Raw genomic sequence first — 14,646 nt, 5'->3', positions numbered from 1 at the left:
TGCACATTCATCATCAGGAGGTCATCATGTTGCCTGAAGTCAATCATCGGCCGCCGTTCAACATCACGCGCGCCAGTCATATCGTACTCAATGTCGCCGACCTGGCGAAAAGCCGCGCATTCTATGTCGACATCGTCGGTCTCGTCGTAACCGAGGAAGGCGACGGCATCTGCTATCTGCGCGGACTGTCCGAGGCGTGTCACCACAGCCTGGTGCTCGTGCAATCGAATGAGGCATCCACATGCAAACGGATCGGGTTTCGCGTGTTCCTGGAGGAGGACCTCGACGACGCCTACGCTTTCTTCAAGGCCGAGGGCCTGCCGTCCGAATGGGTGGACGCTCCGTTCCAGGGAAGGACGTTGCACGTGTCGGATCCGTTCGGAACGAAGATCGAGCTGTGCGCCCAGATGCAGACGCGGCCGCGCCTGTATCTCGAGCGCGACAAGTTCAAGGGCGCTCATGCACAGCGGCTGGATCATTTCCAGATCTTCTCGCCCGATACCTACGCGTCGTGTGCGTTCTACAGCAGGCTGGGATTCCGCAATTCGGAATACCTCGCGCACGGCGAACGCCTCCTTGGCGCCTTCATGTACCGCAAAGGCACCTGCCTCGATCTCGCCATCGTCGAAAACGACGGCCCCTGCATGCATCATTTCGCATACATCGTTCCCGAGTCGCACGACATCTTCACCGCGTGCGACCTTGCGGGGATCTACGGCTATGCGCATGAAGTAGAGCGCGGCCCCGGCCGCCATGGCCCGGGCGGCATGCTTTTCGTCTACCTGCGTGACCCCGACGGCCATCGCGTCGAATTGTGCGACGGCCACTATCAGACGATCGATATCGAGATCGAACCCGTCCGGTGGGACGCGGGCTCGCTCAATACGAGCGTGCGCTGGGGCATGCCGGCGTCGCACCGCTGGTACTTTGAGGCATCGAAATTCGAGGGCGCGGCACTCGTCGAGACACGCAACAAGCCTAACCCCGAGACACTCGAGCGTTATGTGCAAAAAGCGCTTGCGGCCCAACATTGAACAAGGATCACGTACCCATGGCACGCGTCAAATACCTCCAGCGCTCCGATCTCGCGGGCATCGACGACACGCTCTTCGACAGGCTCGAACGTGAACGCAAAGTCCCCACCGCGAACATTTTCCGGGCGCTTGCGAACGCTCCGGCGATTCTGCAGGAATTTCTCTCGTATGCAAACGCGATCCGCGCATCGTCGATCAGCCCCAAGTTGCGCGAACTCGCGATCCTGACCGTCGGACACTGCGCGGGATCGGAGTACGAGATTGCCCATCATCAATCGCATGGGCTGAAAGCCGGTATCAGCGAGGCGCAGCTCGAGGCCATTCCCGATTTCGAAGCGTCACCGCTTTTCGATGACGAGGAACGCGCGGTGATGGCCGTGGCAAAGGAATGCACGTTGAAGGTCAACGTAAGCGACGCCGTCTGGCGAAATGTCGCTGCGTTCCTGAACGAGCGCCAGCTGGTCGAACTGGCGCTGAACATTGCCTGGTACAACTCGGGCGTGCGCATCATGGGCGCCCTTGCGATCGAACTGGAGGAGAGCTACCGCTGATTTTGCCCGACTGCTTGACAGGTCGATAACACGTTGAACGTATATGCGCGCGGGGCGATCTCAACACGCTCAGACTGCATCCGCACGATGCCGCGCGCGTCCGCCGGCGCCATATTGCACACGAAAGCCACGCGGAAAAAATTCACATGGAAGAGGACACTATGGAAAGAACGATGGTTGCCGCACGGCTGCATGCTCTCGGCACGCCGATGACACTCGACACCATTCCCGTTCCCAAGCCGAGACCGACCGACGTGCTCGTCCGGGTCAAGGCTTGCGGCATCGTGCCGAACATGGCCAACGTGATCAACAACTGGCCCATCTGGTTCCCACATCAGCCACTGCCGAAGTTTCCCGCGATTTTCGGCCTCGATCCTGCCGGCATCGTCGAGGAAGTCGGCGAGGCTGTCATCAACGTCAAGCCGGGCGATCGGGTCTACGTGAGCCCGCTGCGCTCGTGCGGTTCCTGCAAGGCATGCCGCGCCGGCCGACGCAGCGAGTGTCGCTATTACACGCTCAACGGCTACTTCAGTACGAGCCGGGACGGACAGCGCATCTTCGACCTTTACCCCTATGGCGGTTTCAGCGAGTACATGACCGCGCCCGAGTATGCGATCGTCAACATTCCCGATAACCTGAGTTTCGAGCAGGCCGGGCGGTTCGGCTATCTGGGCACGTCGTATGGTGCATTGAAAAATGCCGGTGCCGGCCCCGGGCAGGTTGCGTTGATCGATGGCGTGACGGGCACACTCGGTGTCGCCGCGACGGTGCTCGGGCTTGCGATGGGACTGACACGCATTCTTGGGACCGGGCGCGATCAGCGCCTGCTTGAACGCGTCAAGGCGCTCGCGCCCGAGCGCATTGAAGTCATGCGTCTCGGGGAAGGGTCAGTCGGCGATTGGGCGAAGTCGCTGACTGGCGGAGAAGGGGCCGATTTCGTGATCAGCGCGCTTGGCGCGAAGGCCCCTGCGGCCACGATGATCGATTCGATGAAGGGCGTGCGACGGGGCGGGAAGATCGTCAACGTCGGCGGCGTCGCGGAGGACCTGCCGATCGACGTGAAATGGCTGATGGACGAGCAGGTCCATCTGATTGGCTCGAACTGGTTCACGACCGCGCAAGGTCAGGAAATGGCCGATATGGTCCAGACCGGGGCCATCGATCTGTCATACCTCGAGCATCGCCGTTTCCCGCTTTCACGTGTCAATGAAGCGATCTCCGGATTGAAGGATCGTGAAGGAGGGTTCAGCAATTACGTCGTGATTCCTTGATTCCAACTGGATCGGCGTGCGTCCGTAGCAGTGGCGCATGTCCTTCCTGATTTTCGTTGTGTCGCCTTGGGCCAGCCGTCGCGCTGGCCCGTTCATTTGGGCTTGTCGAGCACGATGAAGCACCGGCGGCCTGCTTTTGCTCCCGCTGGGAATTGCAGTCGCGAAAGACAACGGTGAATTCCACCTCCTAAGTATTTACCCCGATCGACGGTCTCTCTACACTGCTCTCATGCGTTGCGGCAATCTCGCCGCGGCTGGCATGGATGACAAGCCTTGAGGACCAACAATATGAAATCGACGATCGGAATCGTGGTGATGATCGGCGCGCTCGGCGCACCGGCCATTTCGTTTGCCCAAACGGATGGGCCCGTCACGCGCGCGCAAGTCAAGGCTGAACTCGCCCGCCTCGAACAGGCGGGATACAATCCGACGGGCAGCGGCACCGACTATCCAGTCGGCATGCGGGCCGCCGAGGCGCAGCTCGCACGCCACGGCACAGACCATTCGGCGCCGGGCTATGGTGGCCAACGCGAAGGCACGTCGGAATCGGGAACGCGATGATGTCAATCAAGGCCGGGCGGGATGCGCAGGTCGATAGTCGCGGTCACGTATGCACGAGTTGCAAACGACAATGAGCGATCGCATCGCGCCGCCGGTACATGCGAATCACGCGTCGTACAGATTCGCCAGCGCGCGCTTGTCTGCATCAAACCGCGTCGGCAGATCTTCGCGAAGGAACTCGATCCACGCGCGAATCTTCGCATCGAGAAACTGCCGCGATGGATAGAGTGCATAGACGTTGACCGGCTGGACTTCATAATCCCGCATCACCCTCACTAGCGCACCCGAGGCCAAACCAGGCAGGGCGACGGCCCACGGCAGGATCGCGATGCCTAGACCGCTCCGTACCGCAGGCTCCAGTGCCTCGACAACGTTGACAGCAAAGCGCGCAGCACCGATGTCGACGGCATACGGCGTTCCCGTGCCGGCAAACACCCATTTGTCCACCGGGAAAACGGGTGTCGTCAATTGCAGGCATTGATGCGCATTCAACTCGCACGGCTGCCCGGGTTCGCCGTGAGCCGCCAGATAATCCGGCGATGCGCAAATGATCCCGGAGATGCTGCCGAGCAGCACGCTGACCAGACCGGAATCAGGCAGCTCCGGAGCAAGGACGATCGAAGCATCGTAGCCCTCCTCCAGCACGTTGGGCACCGCGCTCGACAGCGTCAGCTCGACGCTCAGCAGCGGGAACTGTTGCTGGTACTTCAAGACCGCCGGGACGACGAGGTGATGTCCGAAGCTCGAAAGCGCATGCACCCGCAAGCGTCCGGACGGACGCTGCATCGCCGAGCCCGCCTCCGTTTCCGCTTCGTCGATGCTCGCAAGAATCGCCCGGCAGCGACGCAAGTACCGCTCGCCCGCCTCCGTGAGCACCACGTTTCTCGTCGTTCTATTCAGGAGGCGCGTGCCGAGGTGACTCTCGAGATGTGACACGGCACGGGAGATGACCGGAGTCGCCAAGTTCAGCTTGCGTGCGGTAGACGCAAAACCACCTTCGATTGCGACTCGCGCGAAGATGCGCATGCATTGGAGCGTATCCATAGGCTTCCGCCTTGCAGGTCCGAATAATGTATTAACGTGTGGCTAGTCACCGGTCACACTCGAAAAATTCGCCCATTACGACCGAATGCTAACGTTAGCATATCGATCGACATGGGATCCGTCAATACTTGCCAAACCATGTCGAAGCTCGGGATGGCGACCGCGCGCGGCCAGCACACCGCGCGGCTCGCGTGCCGACGACAACCGCTGCGCCCTTGCCTTGATTACCGGCGCTTCATCGAGGGCCGCAAGCGCAAGCCGCAGGCCTTCAAGGGACTCGCGTTTCGCGACGAACTGTTTCCGCGTGAGGCCTATCGCCGGACGTGGGAACAGCTTGAGGCACGGTTAACGCCGCGCGATGCGTGCCGGACGATGGTCGGTCTTGCTTGAGCTTGCCGCGCTCAATGGCGTCGAAGCCGTGCTGGCCGCACGCCTCAACGCATTGCTAGTGGACGGCGGGTTGCCGGATCTCAAGGCGTTGCGCGAGGAATTTACGCCGCGCCAGGTCGACTGCCCGGTGGTCAATGTCGAGATTCCGCCTGCAAGCTGCTATGACGCGCTGCTGGGCAAGCAGGTGGCAGCATGAATACGCCCGCTTACGATGCCGGCCGTCTGGCCCTGATGTCCTCGCGCGCGTCTTTCATCAGGGTCCGGGCTATTGGCCCAACATGACCGGTTATAGTACCGCAGTCCTTCACCGTCTCACACGACGTCGGCAAGGCAGCAAGTAGCAATAAAAACCACGTCGGGCGCTTGCGTTTAACGGGGAAGCCCTTGTAGTCGTCAACTCAGGCAGCCAACTACAACCACCGCTCGTACTGGCCCGCCAGGTAAGACTCCCACGATCGCAGAGTGCGCACTACCCACGATCCTACCCACATTTGCTCCAGCGGCACTCTATTATCGGCGGCAATGCGTTGTCGGCAAAGGGGCTCCGAGCAAATTTCCGACAAGATGCCCCCAAAGTTATTCCCGTTGGCCCGGCTACGTTCAGAACTCTCCCTACACGCCGCCACGATTTACTGAACAATGTAGACACGTAGGAGCGCGCGGCCGCAAATGGCCCAACGCCTCTCTCTCCGGCGAGAGTGTTAATTATGTAAAGTGAAACATATGCCCGCGCCCGTGCCTTCCGCTTTCGACCATGCAATGGCATTGCCGAAACAATTGTCATGGCTGGCCCAATCACTGGCGCCTGCGCTAGCGTCCCTCAAACTTACATGCGGACAAAGATCGAGACGCGTACCGGAAAGCCACGTTAGTATTCGACTTTTTCCCGATAACTATGCGTGATATCAGGAATCTCGATCTCAATTTACTCAAGGCGCTGGACGCCTTGTTGGACGAGCGCAACGTGACGCGTGCTGCTGCCAGAATGGGGGTCACGCAGCCGGCAATGAGCGGGATGTTGACGCGCTTACGTGACACCTTTGGAGATCCACTGTTCGTCCGGGCTCAGCGCGGCATCACGCCCACGCAAAGGGCATTGGGACTATCAAAGGCTCTTAAGCAAGTCATGAACGAGGTCGGAGCTTTGCTGAGCCCTCCAGACTTCGACCCACAGACTGCGGAATTTACGCTGACGATCGCGGCAACTGATTACGCGCAAAGCGCGATCGCGGTCCCCTTCCTTTCAGCACTAAAAGAGCGTTCTCGACGTATCCGCGTTGCGCTAGTGCCGGTTGAAGGTGGTGACCTACAGACGCGACTCGAACGTGGCGAGGTAGACCTTGCTTTGATCACGCCGGAAATGACGCCACCCGATCTCCACGCGCGCCGGCTTTTTGAGGAACGATACGTCTGCGTGATGCGTACCGACCACCCGGCAACTCGATCCAGGCTGACACTCAACCGCTTCTGTGCGCTCGACCACGCGATTGTGTCCTACTACGGCGGGAGTTTCAGCGGCGTCACCGATGACGCGCTTGCCAAGTGCGGCAGGCAGCGCCGCGTCAGCCTATCGGTAAAAAATTTCCTGGTTCTGCCGAACATCCTTCGCGCCAGCAATCTAGTCGCAGTCGCGCCCGAGCGCCTCGTCGCTAGCGAAGCTGGGCTGACGCTGCTAGAGCCGCCGTTGGAAATTCCGGGATTTACCAAACTCGCTGTTTGGCATGAACGTAGCCACCGCGACCCCGCACAAAAGTGGCTGCGCGAGCTGATGTTTGAGACGTGTCATGACGACACGACAAAGCCGCCGCGCAAACGAGCCACCAACAGGAACACTTGATGTACCTAGTCGGACCAGCATCTGCGTATCTGTTGATCACGAGCCGGCCTGCGCGTCGGTTCTGCCCGATTTGATGAGCGATCTTGATCTCACATCTACGGAGTGCTGCTATCGCGCGTAGCGGCGATCGTTGGAACCGCGCTCAACTCCTTAGCTCAAATTGCCGGAAATCTAAAGGGCGCAGCGCCCAAGCTGCGCTCCTCTCCGACTAAGAATAACGTTCACCGCGAGTCAAGACCACTAAGATATTCCGGCAGTCAAAAGACATTGCGAAGTCCCACCGCAACGCCAGTCTGGTTGTCACGCCCCAGGAAGTCCGCCGTCGCCCCCGTCGGGCGCGTGCAGTCAACCGCGCCGTACACCGCTGTCCGCTTAGAAGGCGAGTATTCCGCAAGCAGAGCAGCAGAGTACGAGTTCCGTGTCCGGACGTTGCACCGTAAAGAGTGGACATGCGGCGAACAGCCGAGGCGGGTCTCTTTCGATGAATGAGCATGTGCGCGTCAGGTCCAACTTGCGTGCGAGTTCGCCGCGCAACAAAATTCCGCTTGTCGGGGATGCGAGACATTACCGTTCCATCGCAGGAGGAATCGGGATCAAACCGATTCTTTCCATGATCCGATGGTGCCAGTCGTATTAGAGGATCTGGTCACTGCTGTATTGCACACGGGGTGGGACACTCACTGCGTTCTATGAGAGATTGACAGAATCTGGTGACTCGGTTTGGCTTCACTTTGACGACGAGTCCGGTGGCGCGCTTCCGACTTGGTGCGTGAGCTGGCCGATCGCGATGCTGGAGCGACGCAGATCACCAAGACTACGTGTTGTCAGAAGAGGAACACCGCGCCCAGTCATCGCTAACGATCTGTGTTTCTCGTGCTCGGACCCGCACCCGCACGCTAGGGCTATAGCACGGTAGCTCAGCGCACGGCAGCGCCCTTGCACGTTGCCGCGCGTGGAGCGCTTACGGCTTCCTTCCTTTCGCCTTGCGCGCCGCTGCAACGATGCCGTCGAGCCAGTCCTGATGACCGTTGATCATCGGGTTCGGCTTCGTGTCGCGCAACTGCAGTGCCGGCTTGCCCTTCTGCGTCTCCTGAGTCAGGATTCGTACGCGCTCGCCGTCAAGGTCTTCCACCAGCCATGCGTGGTGCACGTCTAGACGGACGTCGGAGCCTACGTCGCCGGCCCAACCATGCCATGCTATCCGGCCGGGCTGCCCAGCGGTGGGCGGTACATATTCGTTGCATTGAGCTTCAACAGGGAAGCCAAACGTTTCGAAGTAGAAGCGGTCACCGTCGGCTAGTTCCGGGCCCTTGCCGTCGTAGATGCGCACGTTAGCCGAATTCGTGTAATAGGTGGGCCACAGAGAAGGCGTGCTGAGCAAAGGCCAAACGTCAGCGGCGCAGAGGCCGGCAACAATGGTCTCGTTGGAGGCAAAGTTCTCGGTATGGCCTGGCACGTAGTCTTCAGGCCAGATAATGGCGTTCATTTTCAATGATGACATTCCTGATTCGGTGTAGTGGTGAAATCATGACGTCGGCCAAGAAATAAATCCAATGCTGTATTTTTATGAATCATATCACGCAGGCTGATACCAGTAAGTGCGCACCGGAAGGGAGCAGGATGGTCGCAGACATCGCAAACCGGCCAATTGAAAGTCACCAGATTCGTCTCTGATATCACCGCTCGCCTTCGCTTCGAATCAACCGATCGCTTTTGGGTTCGTCTGCAGGTTGCGTGGCCTTGCGCGCCTGCAGCGACGAGATCTCGCCTGCGGCGCCAACCATAGATGCAATAAAGTACAGCGAAGCACGGCCCCTTTGTTTCTCCTGCCGCATCGTGAGCCATGCGGCAGGAGAAAACGTACACAAAAGTGGCATGCCGGATAATGACCATTACGGGGCAAGAAACTCGATGACCATCCGGTTGAATTTTTCTGCGTGCTCCCATTGCGCCCAGTGCCCGCAGCGGCTGAAGATGTGAAACTCAGCGTTCTGCATTCCCCACACGAGCCTCAGGCCAACATCGAGTGGCACAAAGCGATCATCGCGTCCCCAAATCACCAGGGCCGGCGCCGATATCTCACCGAGGCGCGGACCGTAGTCGGTGAACTGCTTCGGATTCGCTGCGAGACTCTTCACGAAGTTCTCCAGATGGTCGCGACGCGCAAGAATGTTCTCGAGACGCGCCTGCATCAACTCGTCGGTCAGGCTCGTCGCGTCGTACACGAAGATGTTCAGCATCTGCTTCAGGTTGTCTAGCGTCGGCTCGCGGTACACCTTTTGCAGCAGTTTGATACCTTCGGTCGGCATAGGCACGAATTGACTGGGTCCTCCTGTTCCGCCGCCCATCAGTACAAGCTTGTCGACCTGCTGTGGAAACAGCAGTGCGAATGCGACAGCGCTATGCCCACCCATCGAGTTGCCGACGATGTTCACGCGCTCGATGTCGAGCGCGTCGAGCAGCGCCTTCAGCGAACGCGCGTTGAGCTCCGAGCGCGAACCCGTGTTGACGATCGCGTCGCTCTTGCTCCAGCCCGGGCAGTCGAGCAACACGACGCGATAGCCTGCGTCGACGAACGCGCCGACGTTGCGATGGAAGTTCGCCCAGCCGCTCGCACCGGGCCCCGAGCCATGCAGCATCATGACCGTCTCGCGGCCCTGCCCCGCGTCGTTGTAGTGCAGCTTCAGGTCGTGCTCGCCCACCTTCACCTGCACGAAACGACTCGTGCTCTCTTCCGTCAATGTGTGTGCCTGCTGCGTCATGTCGTCCCTCGTTCGTTCATGCGTCGATCATGCGGATGCGCGCCTACACATCCGCATCTGAAATCGCGAAGCGGCGCGACCAGCCCGTTTCGCCTGCCGAAACTGCTATTCCATCGCTTCCTCCGCTGCTTACTCCGCTACCAGCGCCGGCGTGCCGGCCCGATCCCTTGCGACGACCGTCAGCGCGGCCAACGCCGCGACGGCGACGAGCGGAATACTCGACGCCATCAGCATCGTCGTGCTCTCGCCGTGCGCCAGCAGTTGTCCGGCGACGAACGGCCCGAGAATCGAGCCGAACCGCCCGACCGCGACAGCCGCGCCGACGCCCGTGCCGCGCATGCGCGTCGGATAGATCGCGCTTGCGAGCGCATACAGCACCGACTGCCCGCCGACCAGGAACATCCCGCACAGCAGCCCGCCGGCGGCGAGCCACGCGGCATCCTTTGCGCCGGTCAACACCGCGAGCGCGCACGCGATGCCGACGTACATACCGACCACCGTGCGACGCCGGCCGATCCGATCCATCAGGCTCGCGATGCCGATCGCACCGATCCCGCCACCGACGTTGAACATCACCTGCACGAAGCTTGACTGCGCATGCGTGAGGCCACGCGTCATCACCATCGACGGCAGCCAGTTGAGCAGGAAGTACAGCACGACGAGCGTCCCGAGATAGCTCACCCACAGCGCGGCCGTCGTCGCAGCGCGGCGTTCGCCCCACAACGCGCGCGCGATTGGCGTGTCCGCCGCGTTCGCGCGCGTCGCGACGAATTGCACGGACTCGTTCAGCCACAGCGCGAGCATCGGCAGCACCAGCAGCGGCCCGATTCCACCAACGTAGAACACGTGCCGCCACCCGGCAGGATCGGTGCTGACGACGCCGATCGCGGCGCCGATCGCTGCACCGAACGGCATTCCACAGTACATCGCGCCGACCGCGGTGCTGCGCTGCTGCGGCAGTGCCGCTTCGGAGCACAGCGCGATCAGGTTCGGCATTGCCGCGCCGAGCCCGAGGCCTGTCAGGAAGCGCGCGGCGAGCAGGCTTTCGAAGTTCCACACGCGCGTGGTCGCCAGCGAAAAGATGCCGAACAGCGCGACCGATAGCATCAGCACGCGCCTGCGGCCGAGCCGGTCCGCAAGCCGCCCGCCGAGCGCCGCGCCGGGCAGCAAACCGAGCGCGCCGATGCCGAACGCCCAACCCATCTGTGCGGCGCCCAGTGCGAATTCATGCGCCATCCTTGGCGCGGCGATGCCGGCCGATTGCAGGTCCAGTCCTTCCAGGAATGCAACGAGCAGGCATAAGCCGATCGTGCGTGCGCCGCCAGCGCGGCTGTGTTCCGGCGTGTTCATGAAAAGTCTCCAATAGGAAGTTGCATCGCTCTTTGCGGCGATGTCGATGAAGATGCGGCGCTCGAACTTGCCCTGCGAAGAGCCGCGCCGCGTTAGCCCTTCGCGGCGTCAGCAGTGCGCGCGCTTAAGGTCGAGCGCGACGTCGACGATCATGTCCTCCTGCCCGCCGACCATCCGGCGGCGGCCGAGCTCGACGAGGATGTCGACCGTCTTCAGCCCGTACTTGTTCGCGGCCGCTTCCGAATGGCGCAGGAAGCTCGAATACACGCCCGCATAGCCGAGCGCGAGCGTCTCGCGGTCCACGCGCACCGGACGATCCTGCAGCGGGCGCACGATGTCGTCGGCCCCGTCCATCAGCGTGTAGAGATCCGTGCCGTGGTTCCAGCCGAGACGCCCGGCCGCCGCGATGAACACTTCGAGCGGCGCGTTGCCGGCGCCGGCGCCCATGCCGGCGAGGCTCGCGTCGATCCGGTCGCAGCCTTCCTCGACAGCAACGATCGAGTTCGCGACGCCGAGGCTCAGGTTGTGATGCGCGTGAATACCCGTCTGCGTCTCGGGCTTCAGCATGGCCTTGAGCGCACGGAAGCGATCGCGCACGTCGTTCATGTTGAGCGCGCCGCCCGAATCGACGACGTAGATGCAGGTCGCACCATAGCTTTCCATCTTCTGCGCCTCGACGGCAAGGTTCTCCGGCGTAGTCATGTGGCTCATCATCAGGAAACCGACCGTGTCCATGCCGAGCGCGCGCGCGTGCTCGATGTGCTGCTTCGAGATGTCCGCTTCCGTGCAGTGCGTCGCGACGCGCACGACGCGTGCGCCCGCGTCGTACGCGGCCGTCAGGTCGTGGATCGTGCCGATGCCCGGCAGCAGCAGCGTCGCGATCTTCGCGTGCTCGACGACGTCCGCCACCGCCTCGATCCATTCGAGATCGCTGTGCGCACCGAAGCCGTAGTTGAAGCTCGATCCCTGCAGGCCGTCGCCGTGCGCGACCTCGATCGAATCGACCCTGGCCCTGTCCAGCGCCCGCGCGATGTCTTGTACGTTGCGGATCGAGTATTGATGGCGAATCGCGTGGCTGCCGTCGCGCAGCGTCACGTCGGAGATGTAGAGTTTCTTGCTCATCGGGAAACTTCCTTAAGCGTTCACGCGTTGCATCGATTGCGCGATACGCTCGGCAGTCGCGAGCGCCGCGGACGTCATGATGTCGAGATTGCCGGCGTACGCGGGTAGATAGTGCGCGGCACCTTCGACCTCGAGAAAGATCGACGTCTTCAGCCCGCTCACGCGGCCGAGGCCCGGGATGTTCAACGGCGCGGACGCGGGAATCTCGTCGAACTGCACGGCCTGCTTCAGCCGGTAGCCGGGCACATACGCCTGCACCGCGCGCGCCATCGCTTCGACCGACGCGGCGATCTTCTCGTGATCGGCTGGCTCCGACAGCACATACACGGTGTCGCGCATCATCACCGGCGGCACGGCCGGGTTCAGGATGATCATCGCCTTGCCATGCGCGGCGCCGCCGACCACCCCGATCGCCTTCGACGTCGTCTCGGTGAATTCGTCGATGTTGGCGCGCGTGCCGGGCCCGGCTGACTTGCTGCTGATCGACGCGACGATCTCCGCATAATGTGCCTTCGCGACGCGCGACACGGCCGCGACCATCGGAATCGTTGCCTGGCCGCCGCAGGTGACCATGTTCACGTTCGGCGCGTCGAGATGCGCGTCGAGGTTCACGACCGGCACGCAGTACGGACCGATCGCCGCGGGCGTCAGGTCGATGCAGCGGATGCCTGGCTTCAGCGTGCGCAGGAACGCATCGTTCTTCACGTGTGCGCCGGCCGACGTCGCGTCGAACACGAAGTCGATGTCGTCGAATTCGGGCAGCCGCGCGAGGCCTTCGACACCTTCGGGTGTCGTCGCGACGCCTAGGCGCGCCGCGCGCGCGAGGCCGTCCGAGGCCGGATCGATGCCGACCATCGCGGCAACTTCGAGATGCTTCGCATGCCGCATGATCTTCATCATAAGGTCAGTGCCGATGTTGCCCGAACCGATGATCGCGGCCTTGAGTTTCTGAACGCTCATGGAAATACTCATTCGTTGAAAGTGGCGCGCACGCTGCCGAGACCGGCGATCTGCGCGGTGAACGTGCCAGGGCGCGTGACCGCGACCATCGGGCCAAGGGCGCCTGTCAAGATCACGTCGCCCGCCCGCAGCGGCGTGCCGTGCCGCACCATCCGGTCGGCAAGCCACGCGGCCGCGTTCAGTGGATTGCCAAGGCACGCGGTGCCGCTGCCGTGCGACAGCACTTCGCCGTTCGACGCGAGCGTCATCTCGCAGCCGGCAAGATCGACGTCCTTCAGCAGCACGGGCCGGCTGCCGAGCACGAACAGCGCGCTCGACGCGTTGTCAGCGACGGTGTCCACGAAGCGGATGTTCCAGCCCGCGATGCGGCTGTCGACGACTTCGATCGCCGCAAGCGCGTACGCGGTCGCGCGCTGCAGTTCGGCGAACGTGTGCTTCTCGTGCACGAGGTCGTGCTCGAGCACGAGTGCGATTTCCGCTTCGACCTTCGGCTGGATCCGCTGCGACAGGCTCATCGGTTCGGCGTCGCCGTATGCCATCGACGCGAACAGCGTGCCGAAGTCCGGCTGGTCGACGCCGAGCTGCTGCTGCACCGCGAGCGAGGTCAGGCCGATCTTGCGGCCGACCACGCGTTCGCGCCGCAGCGCCGCATTGGCCTGCTGGATCGCGTAGGCGTCTTCGGCGTTCTGCTCGCCGATTTCCATGCGCAGCGGTTTGATTGGCGCGCGTTCGCGTTCGGCGGCGCGCAGGCGAGCGGCCAGCGCGTCGATATGTTGCGGGGTCAGCATGTCGTCACTCCTTGTCTGTCGATCGCGGCGCGGACTCACCCGCAGACCAGCCGTGCATGGCGGCGAAGCCCGCGATCCATTCGGGAATCGGGCGGTAGAAATCCCGCACCGCGTGATACGGGCCCGCAGCCGCCAGCGCCGCGAACGCGGCGACCCACGCGCGGATCTCGTGCGCAGACTTGCCGCCGTCGCGCGTGATCGCATCGTTAGTCATCCCGTCGACGGCTTTCAGGTCGCCGCTTTCGAGCACGTCGAGAAACGCCTGGTCCCATCCGGGATTGAGCGCGTGCAGCGGGCTGTCGCCGGCCGCGAACGTGCGCGCCGCCGCGATCGTGCGCGCCTGGCGCGCGGCGCGCGCATCGGCGTCCGGATTGCGTCCGGCGATCAGCCGCTCGGCCAGTTCCGGGCTCGCGGTCGCGAGTTCCGGCACCGGCGGCTCGTGCGAGATGCCGCCGGAGCCGACCACCAAGACTCGGCGGCCCGAGCGCGCGACGAAGCGGCCGATCGCGTCGCCGAGCAGCCGCGCGCGGCGCAGCGTCGCCATCGGCGCAGCGACGGAGTTCAGGAACACGGGAATCACCGGGTAGCGGTCGAGGTCGCCCGTCAGCACTTCGAGCGCCTGCGCGAAGCCGTGATCGATTTGCATCCGGTACGACATCGACACGTCGACATCGCTGTCGAGCACGGCCTCGACCAGTTCGCGGGCGAACGTGGCTGGCACGTTCAGCGGGCCCGCGAGGCTCCGGTAGTCACCGATCGATTCCGCCGCGATGCCGATGCAGAACGGCGGCATCAGGTCGTAGAAAAAGCCGTTGTAATGGTCGGGCGCGAACAGCACGATGCATTCGGGATCGAACACTTCGACGCGCGCACGGGCCGCGGCCTGCACGCGCTCGACTTCGGCCACCACGTCCGGCGCCGGATCGAAATAGCCTTGCAGCGGCGTATGGGACAGGCATTCGAGCTGGATCGGCAT

Annotated in this window: 15 protein-coding genes; 7 read left to right on the top strand and 8 right to left on the bottom strand. The window is 62.5% G+C overall.

What is annotated here, in order from left to right; all coding sequences use genetic code 11:
* Positions 1-26: 26 nt before the first annotated feature.
* The 4 genes from AC1Z3W_RS06965 (at position 27) to AC1Z3W_RS06950 (ending at position 3,417) form a co-directional block, all read left to right on the top strand.
* The gene (locus AC1Z3W_RS06965) at positions 27-1,034 is read left to right on the top strand and encodes a VOC family protein (RefSeq protein ID WP_124832367.1); all 1,008 of its coding nucleotides are present in this window, start codon (positions 27-29) and stop codon (positions 1,032-1,034) included.
* A gap of 17 nt (positions 1,035-1,051) precedes the next feature.
* Positions 1,052-1,585 carry a carboxymuconolactone decarboxylase family protein gene (locus AC1Z3W_RS06960; RefSeq protein WP_124832310.1) on the top strand — a complete coding sequence of 178 codons (534 nt, stop codon included), beginning with the start codon at positions 1,052-1,054 and terminating at the stop codon, positions 1,583-1,585.
* 146 nt (positions 1,586-1,731) lie between these two features.
* Positions 1,732-2,856, top strand: coding sequence for an alcohol dehydrogenase catalytic domain-containing protein (locus AC1Z3W_RS06955; protein WP_260428168.1), 1,125 nt, complete (start codon positions 1,732-1,734; stop codon positions 2,854-2,856).
* Between the two features lie 288 nt (positions 2,857-3,144).
* Entirely contained in the window at positions 3,145-3,417 is a 273-nt protein-coding gene (locus AC1Z3W_RS06950) for a DUF4148 domain-containing protein (RefSeq protein ID WP_057929645.1), read from the top strand.
* 105 nt (positions 3,418-3,522) lie between these two features.
* On the opposite strand, the gene AC1Z3W_RS06945 is transcribed toward AC1Z3W_RS06950, so the two are convergent.
* On the bottom strand, positions 3,523-4,461 hold the full coding sequence (locus tag AC1Z3W_RS06945; protein ID WP_124832311.1) for a LysR family transcriptional regulator: 939 nt from the start codon (positions 4,459-4,461) through the stop codon (positions 3,523-3,525).
* A 111-nt stretch (positions 4,462-4,572) separates the two neighbouring features.
* Here AC1Z3W_RS06945 and AC1Z3W_RS06940 point away from each other — a divergent pair, with 111 nt between their 5' ends.
* From AC1Z3W_RS06940 to AC1Z3W_RS06930, 3 genes are all read left to right on the top strand, one after another.
* The gene (locus tag AC1Z3W_RS06940; RefSeq protein WP_409364286.1) at positions 4,573-4,851 is read left to right on the top strand and encodes a hypothetical protein; all 279 of its coding nucleotides are present in this window, start codon (positions 4,573-4,575) and stop codon (positions 4,849-4,851) included.
* A complete protein-coding gene (locus AC1Z3W_RS06935; protein ID WP_409364287.1) occupies positions 4,844-5,047 on the top strand; it encodes a hypothetical protein in 204 nt (67 codons plus the stop codon). The genes AC1Z3W_RS06940 and AC1Z3W_RS06935 overlap by 8 nt, the downstream gene beginning before the upstream one ends.
* A 699-nt stretch (positions 5,048-5,746) precedes the next feature.
* Entirely contained in the window at positions 5,747-6,688 is a 942-nt protein-coding gene (locus tag AC1Z3W_RS06930; RefSeq protein WP_124832312.1) for a LysR family transcriptional regulator, read from the top strand.
* A 961-nt stretch (positions 6,689-7,649) separates the two neighbouring features.
* Here the strand turns inward: AC1Z3W_RS06930 and AC1Z3W_RS06925 are convergent.
* From AC1Z3W_RS06925 to AC1Z3W_RS06895, 7 genes are all read right to left on the bottom strand, one after another.
* Positions 7,650-8,189, bottom strand: a complete 540-nt coding sequence (locus tag AC1Z3W_RS06925) for an SRPBCC family protein (protein ID WP_221624155.1) — start codon at positions 8,187-8,189, stop codon at positions 7,650-7,652.
* 391 nt (positions 8,190-8,580) lie between these two features.
* Complete coding sequence (locus AC1Z3W_RS06920) at positions 8,581-9,450, bottom strand: alpha/beta fold hydrolase (protein ID WP_483507343.1); 870 nt, start codon at positions 9,448-9,450, stop codon at positions 8,581-8,583.
* A gap of 129 nt (positions 9,451-9,579) precedes the next feature.
* A complete protein-coding gene (gene mhpT, locus AC1Z3W_RS06915) occupies positions 9,580-10,800 on the bottom strand; it encodes a 3-(3-hydroxy-phenyl)propionate transporter MhpT (protein WP_124832315.1) in 1,221 nt (406 codons plus the stop codon).
* 108 nt (positions 10,801-10,908) lie between these two features.
* Positions 10,909-11,922, bottom strand: a complete 1,014-nt coding sequence (gene dmpG / locus AC1Z3W_RS06910) for a 4-hydroxy-2-oxovalerate aldolase (RefSeq protein WP_124832316.1) — start codon at positions 11,920-11,922, stop codon at positions 10,909-10,911.
* A gap of 12 nt (positions 11,923-11,934) precedes the next feature.
* A complete protein-coding gene (locus AC1Z3W_RS06905) occupies positions 11,935-12,882 on the bottom strand; it encodes an acetaldehyde dehydrogenase (acetylating) (protein ID WP_124832317.1) in 948 nt (315 codons plus the stop codon).
* A gap of 8 nt (positions 12,883-12,890) precedes the next feature.
* Positions 12,891-13,670 carry a fumarylacetoacetate hydrolase family protein gene (locus tag AC1Z3W_RS06900; RefSeq protein ID WP_483507342.1) on the bottom strand — a complete coding sequence of 260 codons (780 nt, stop codon included), beginning with the start codon at positions 13,668-13,670 and terminating at the stop codon, positions 12,891-12,893.
* 4 nt (positions 13,671-13,674) lie between these two features.
* Entirely contained in the window at positions 13,675-14,646 is a 972-nt protein-coding gene (locus AC1Z3W_RS06895; RefSeq protein WP_483507341.1) for a 3-carboxyethylcatechol 2,3-dioxygenase, read from the bottom strand.

The organism is Burkholderia sp. 10_S31, assembly GCF_056930375.1.
Note: the sequence above shows the minus strand (reverse complement) of the source record. Positions and strands in the feature narration are given on the sequence as shown.

Excerpts from the sequence above, each read along its gene's own strand:
- AC1Z3W_RS06965 (WP_124832367.1), top strand. The coding sequence starts at position 27 with ATGTTGCCTGAAGTCAATCATCGGCCGCCGTTCAACATCACGCGCGCC.
- AC1Z3W_RS06960 (WP_124832310.1), top strand. The coding sequence starts at position 1,052 with ATGGCACGCGTCAAATACCTCCAGCGCTCCGATCTCGCGGGCATCGAC.
- AC1Z3W_RS06955 (WP_260428168.1), top strand. The coding sequence starts at position 1,732 with ATGGAAGAGGACACTATGGAAAGAACGATGGTTGCCGCACGGCTGCAT.
- AC1Z3W_RS06950 (WP_057929645.1), top strand. The coding sequence starts at position 3,145 with ATGAAATCGACGATCGGAATCGTGGTGATGATCGGCGCGCTCGGCGCA.
- AC1Z3W_RS06945 (WP_124832311.1), bottom strand. The coding sequence starts at position 4,461 with ATGGATACGCTCCAATGCATGCGCATCTTCGCGCGAGTCGCAATCGAA.
- AC1Z3W_RS06940 (WP_409364286.1), top strand. The coding sequence starts at position 4,573 with ATGGGATCCGTCAATACTTGCCAAACCATGTCGAAGCTCGGGATGGCG.
- AC1Z3W_RS06930 (WP_124832312.1), top strand. The coding sequence starts at position 5,747 with ATGCGTGATATCAGGAATCTCGATCTCAATTTACTCAAGGCGCTGGAC.
- AC1Z3W_RS06925 (WP_221624155.1), bottom strand. The coding sequence starts at position 8,189 with ATGTCATCATTGAAAATGAACGCCATTATCTGGCCTGAAGACTACGTG.
- AC1Z3W_RS06920 (WP_483507343.1), bottom strand. The coding sequence starts at position 9,450 with ATGACGCAGCAGGCACACACATTGACGGAAGAGAGCACGAGTCGTTTC.
- mhpT (WP_124832315.1), bottom strand. The coding sequence starts at position 10,800 with ATGAACACGCCGGAACACAGCCGCGCTGGCGGCGCACGCACGATCGGC.
- dmpG (WP_124832316.1), bottom strand. The coding sequence starts at position 11,922 with ATGAGCAAGAAACTCTACATCTCCGACGTGACGCTGCGCGACGGCAGC.
- AC1Z3W_RS06905 (WP_124832317.1), bottom strand. The coding sequence starts at position 12,882 with ATGAGCGTTCAGAAACTCAAGGCCGCGATCATCGGTTCGGGCAACATC.
- AC1Z3W_RS06900 (WP_483507342.1), bottom strand. The coding sequence starts at position 13,670 with ATGCTGACCCCGCAACATATCGACGCGCTGGCCGCTCGCCTGCGCGCC.
- AC1Z3W_RS06895 (WP_483507341.1), bottom strand. The coding sequence starts at position 14,646 with ATGCCGATCCAGCTCGAATGCCTGTCCCATACGCCGCTGCAAGGCTAT.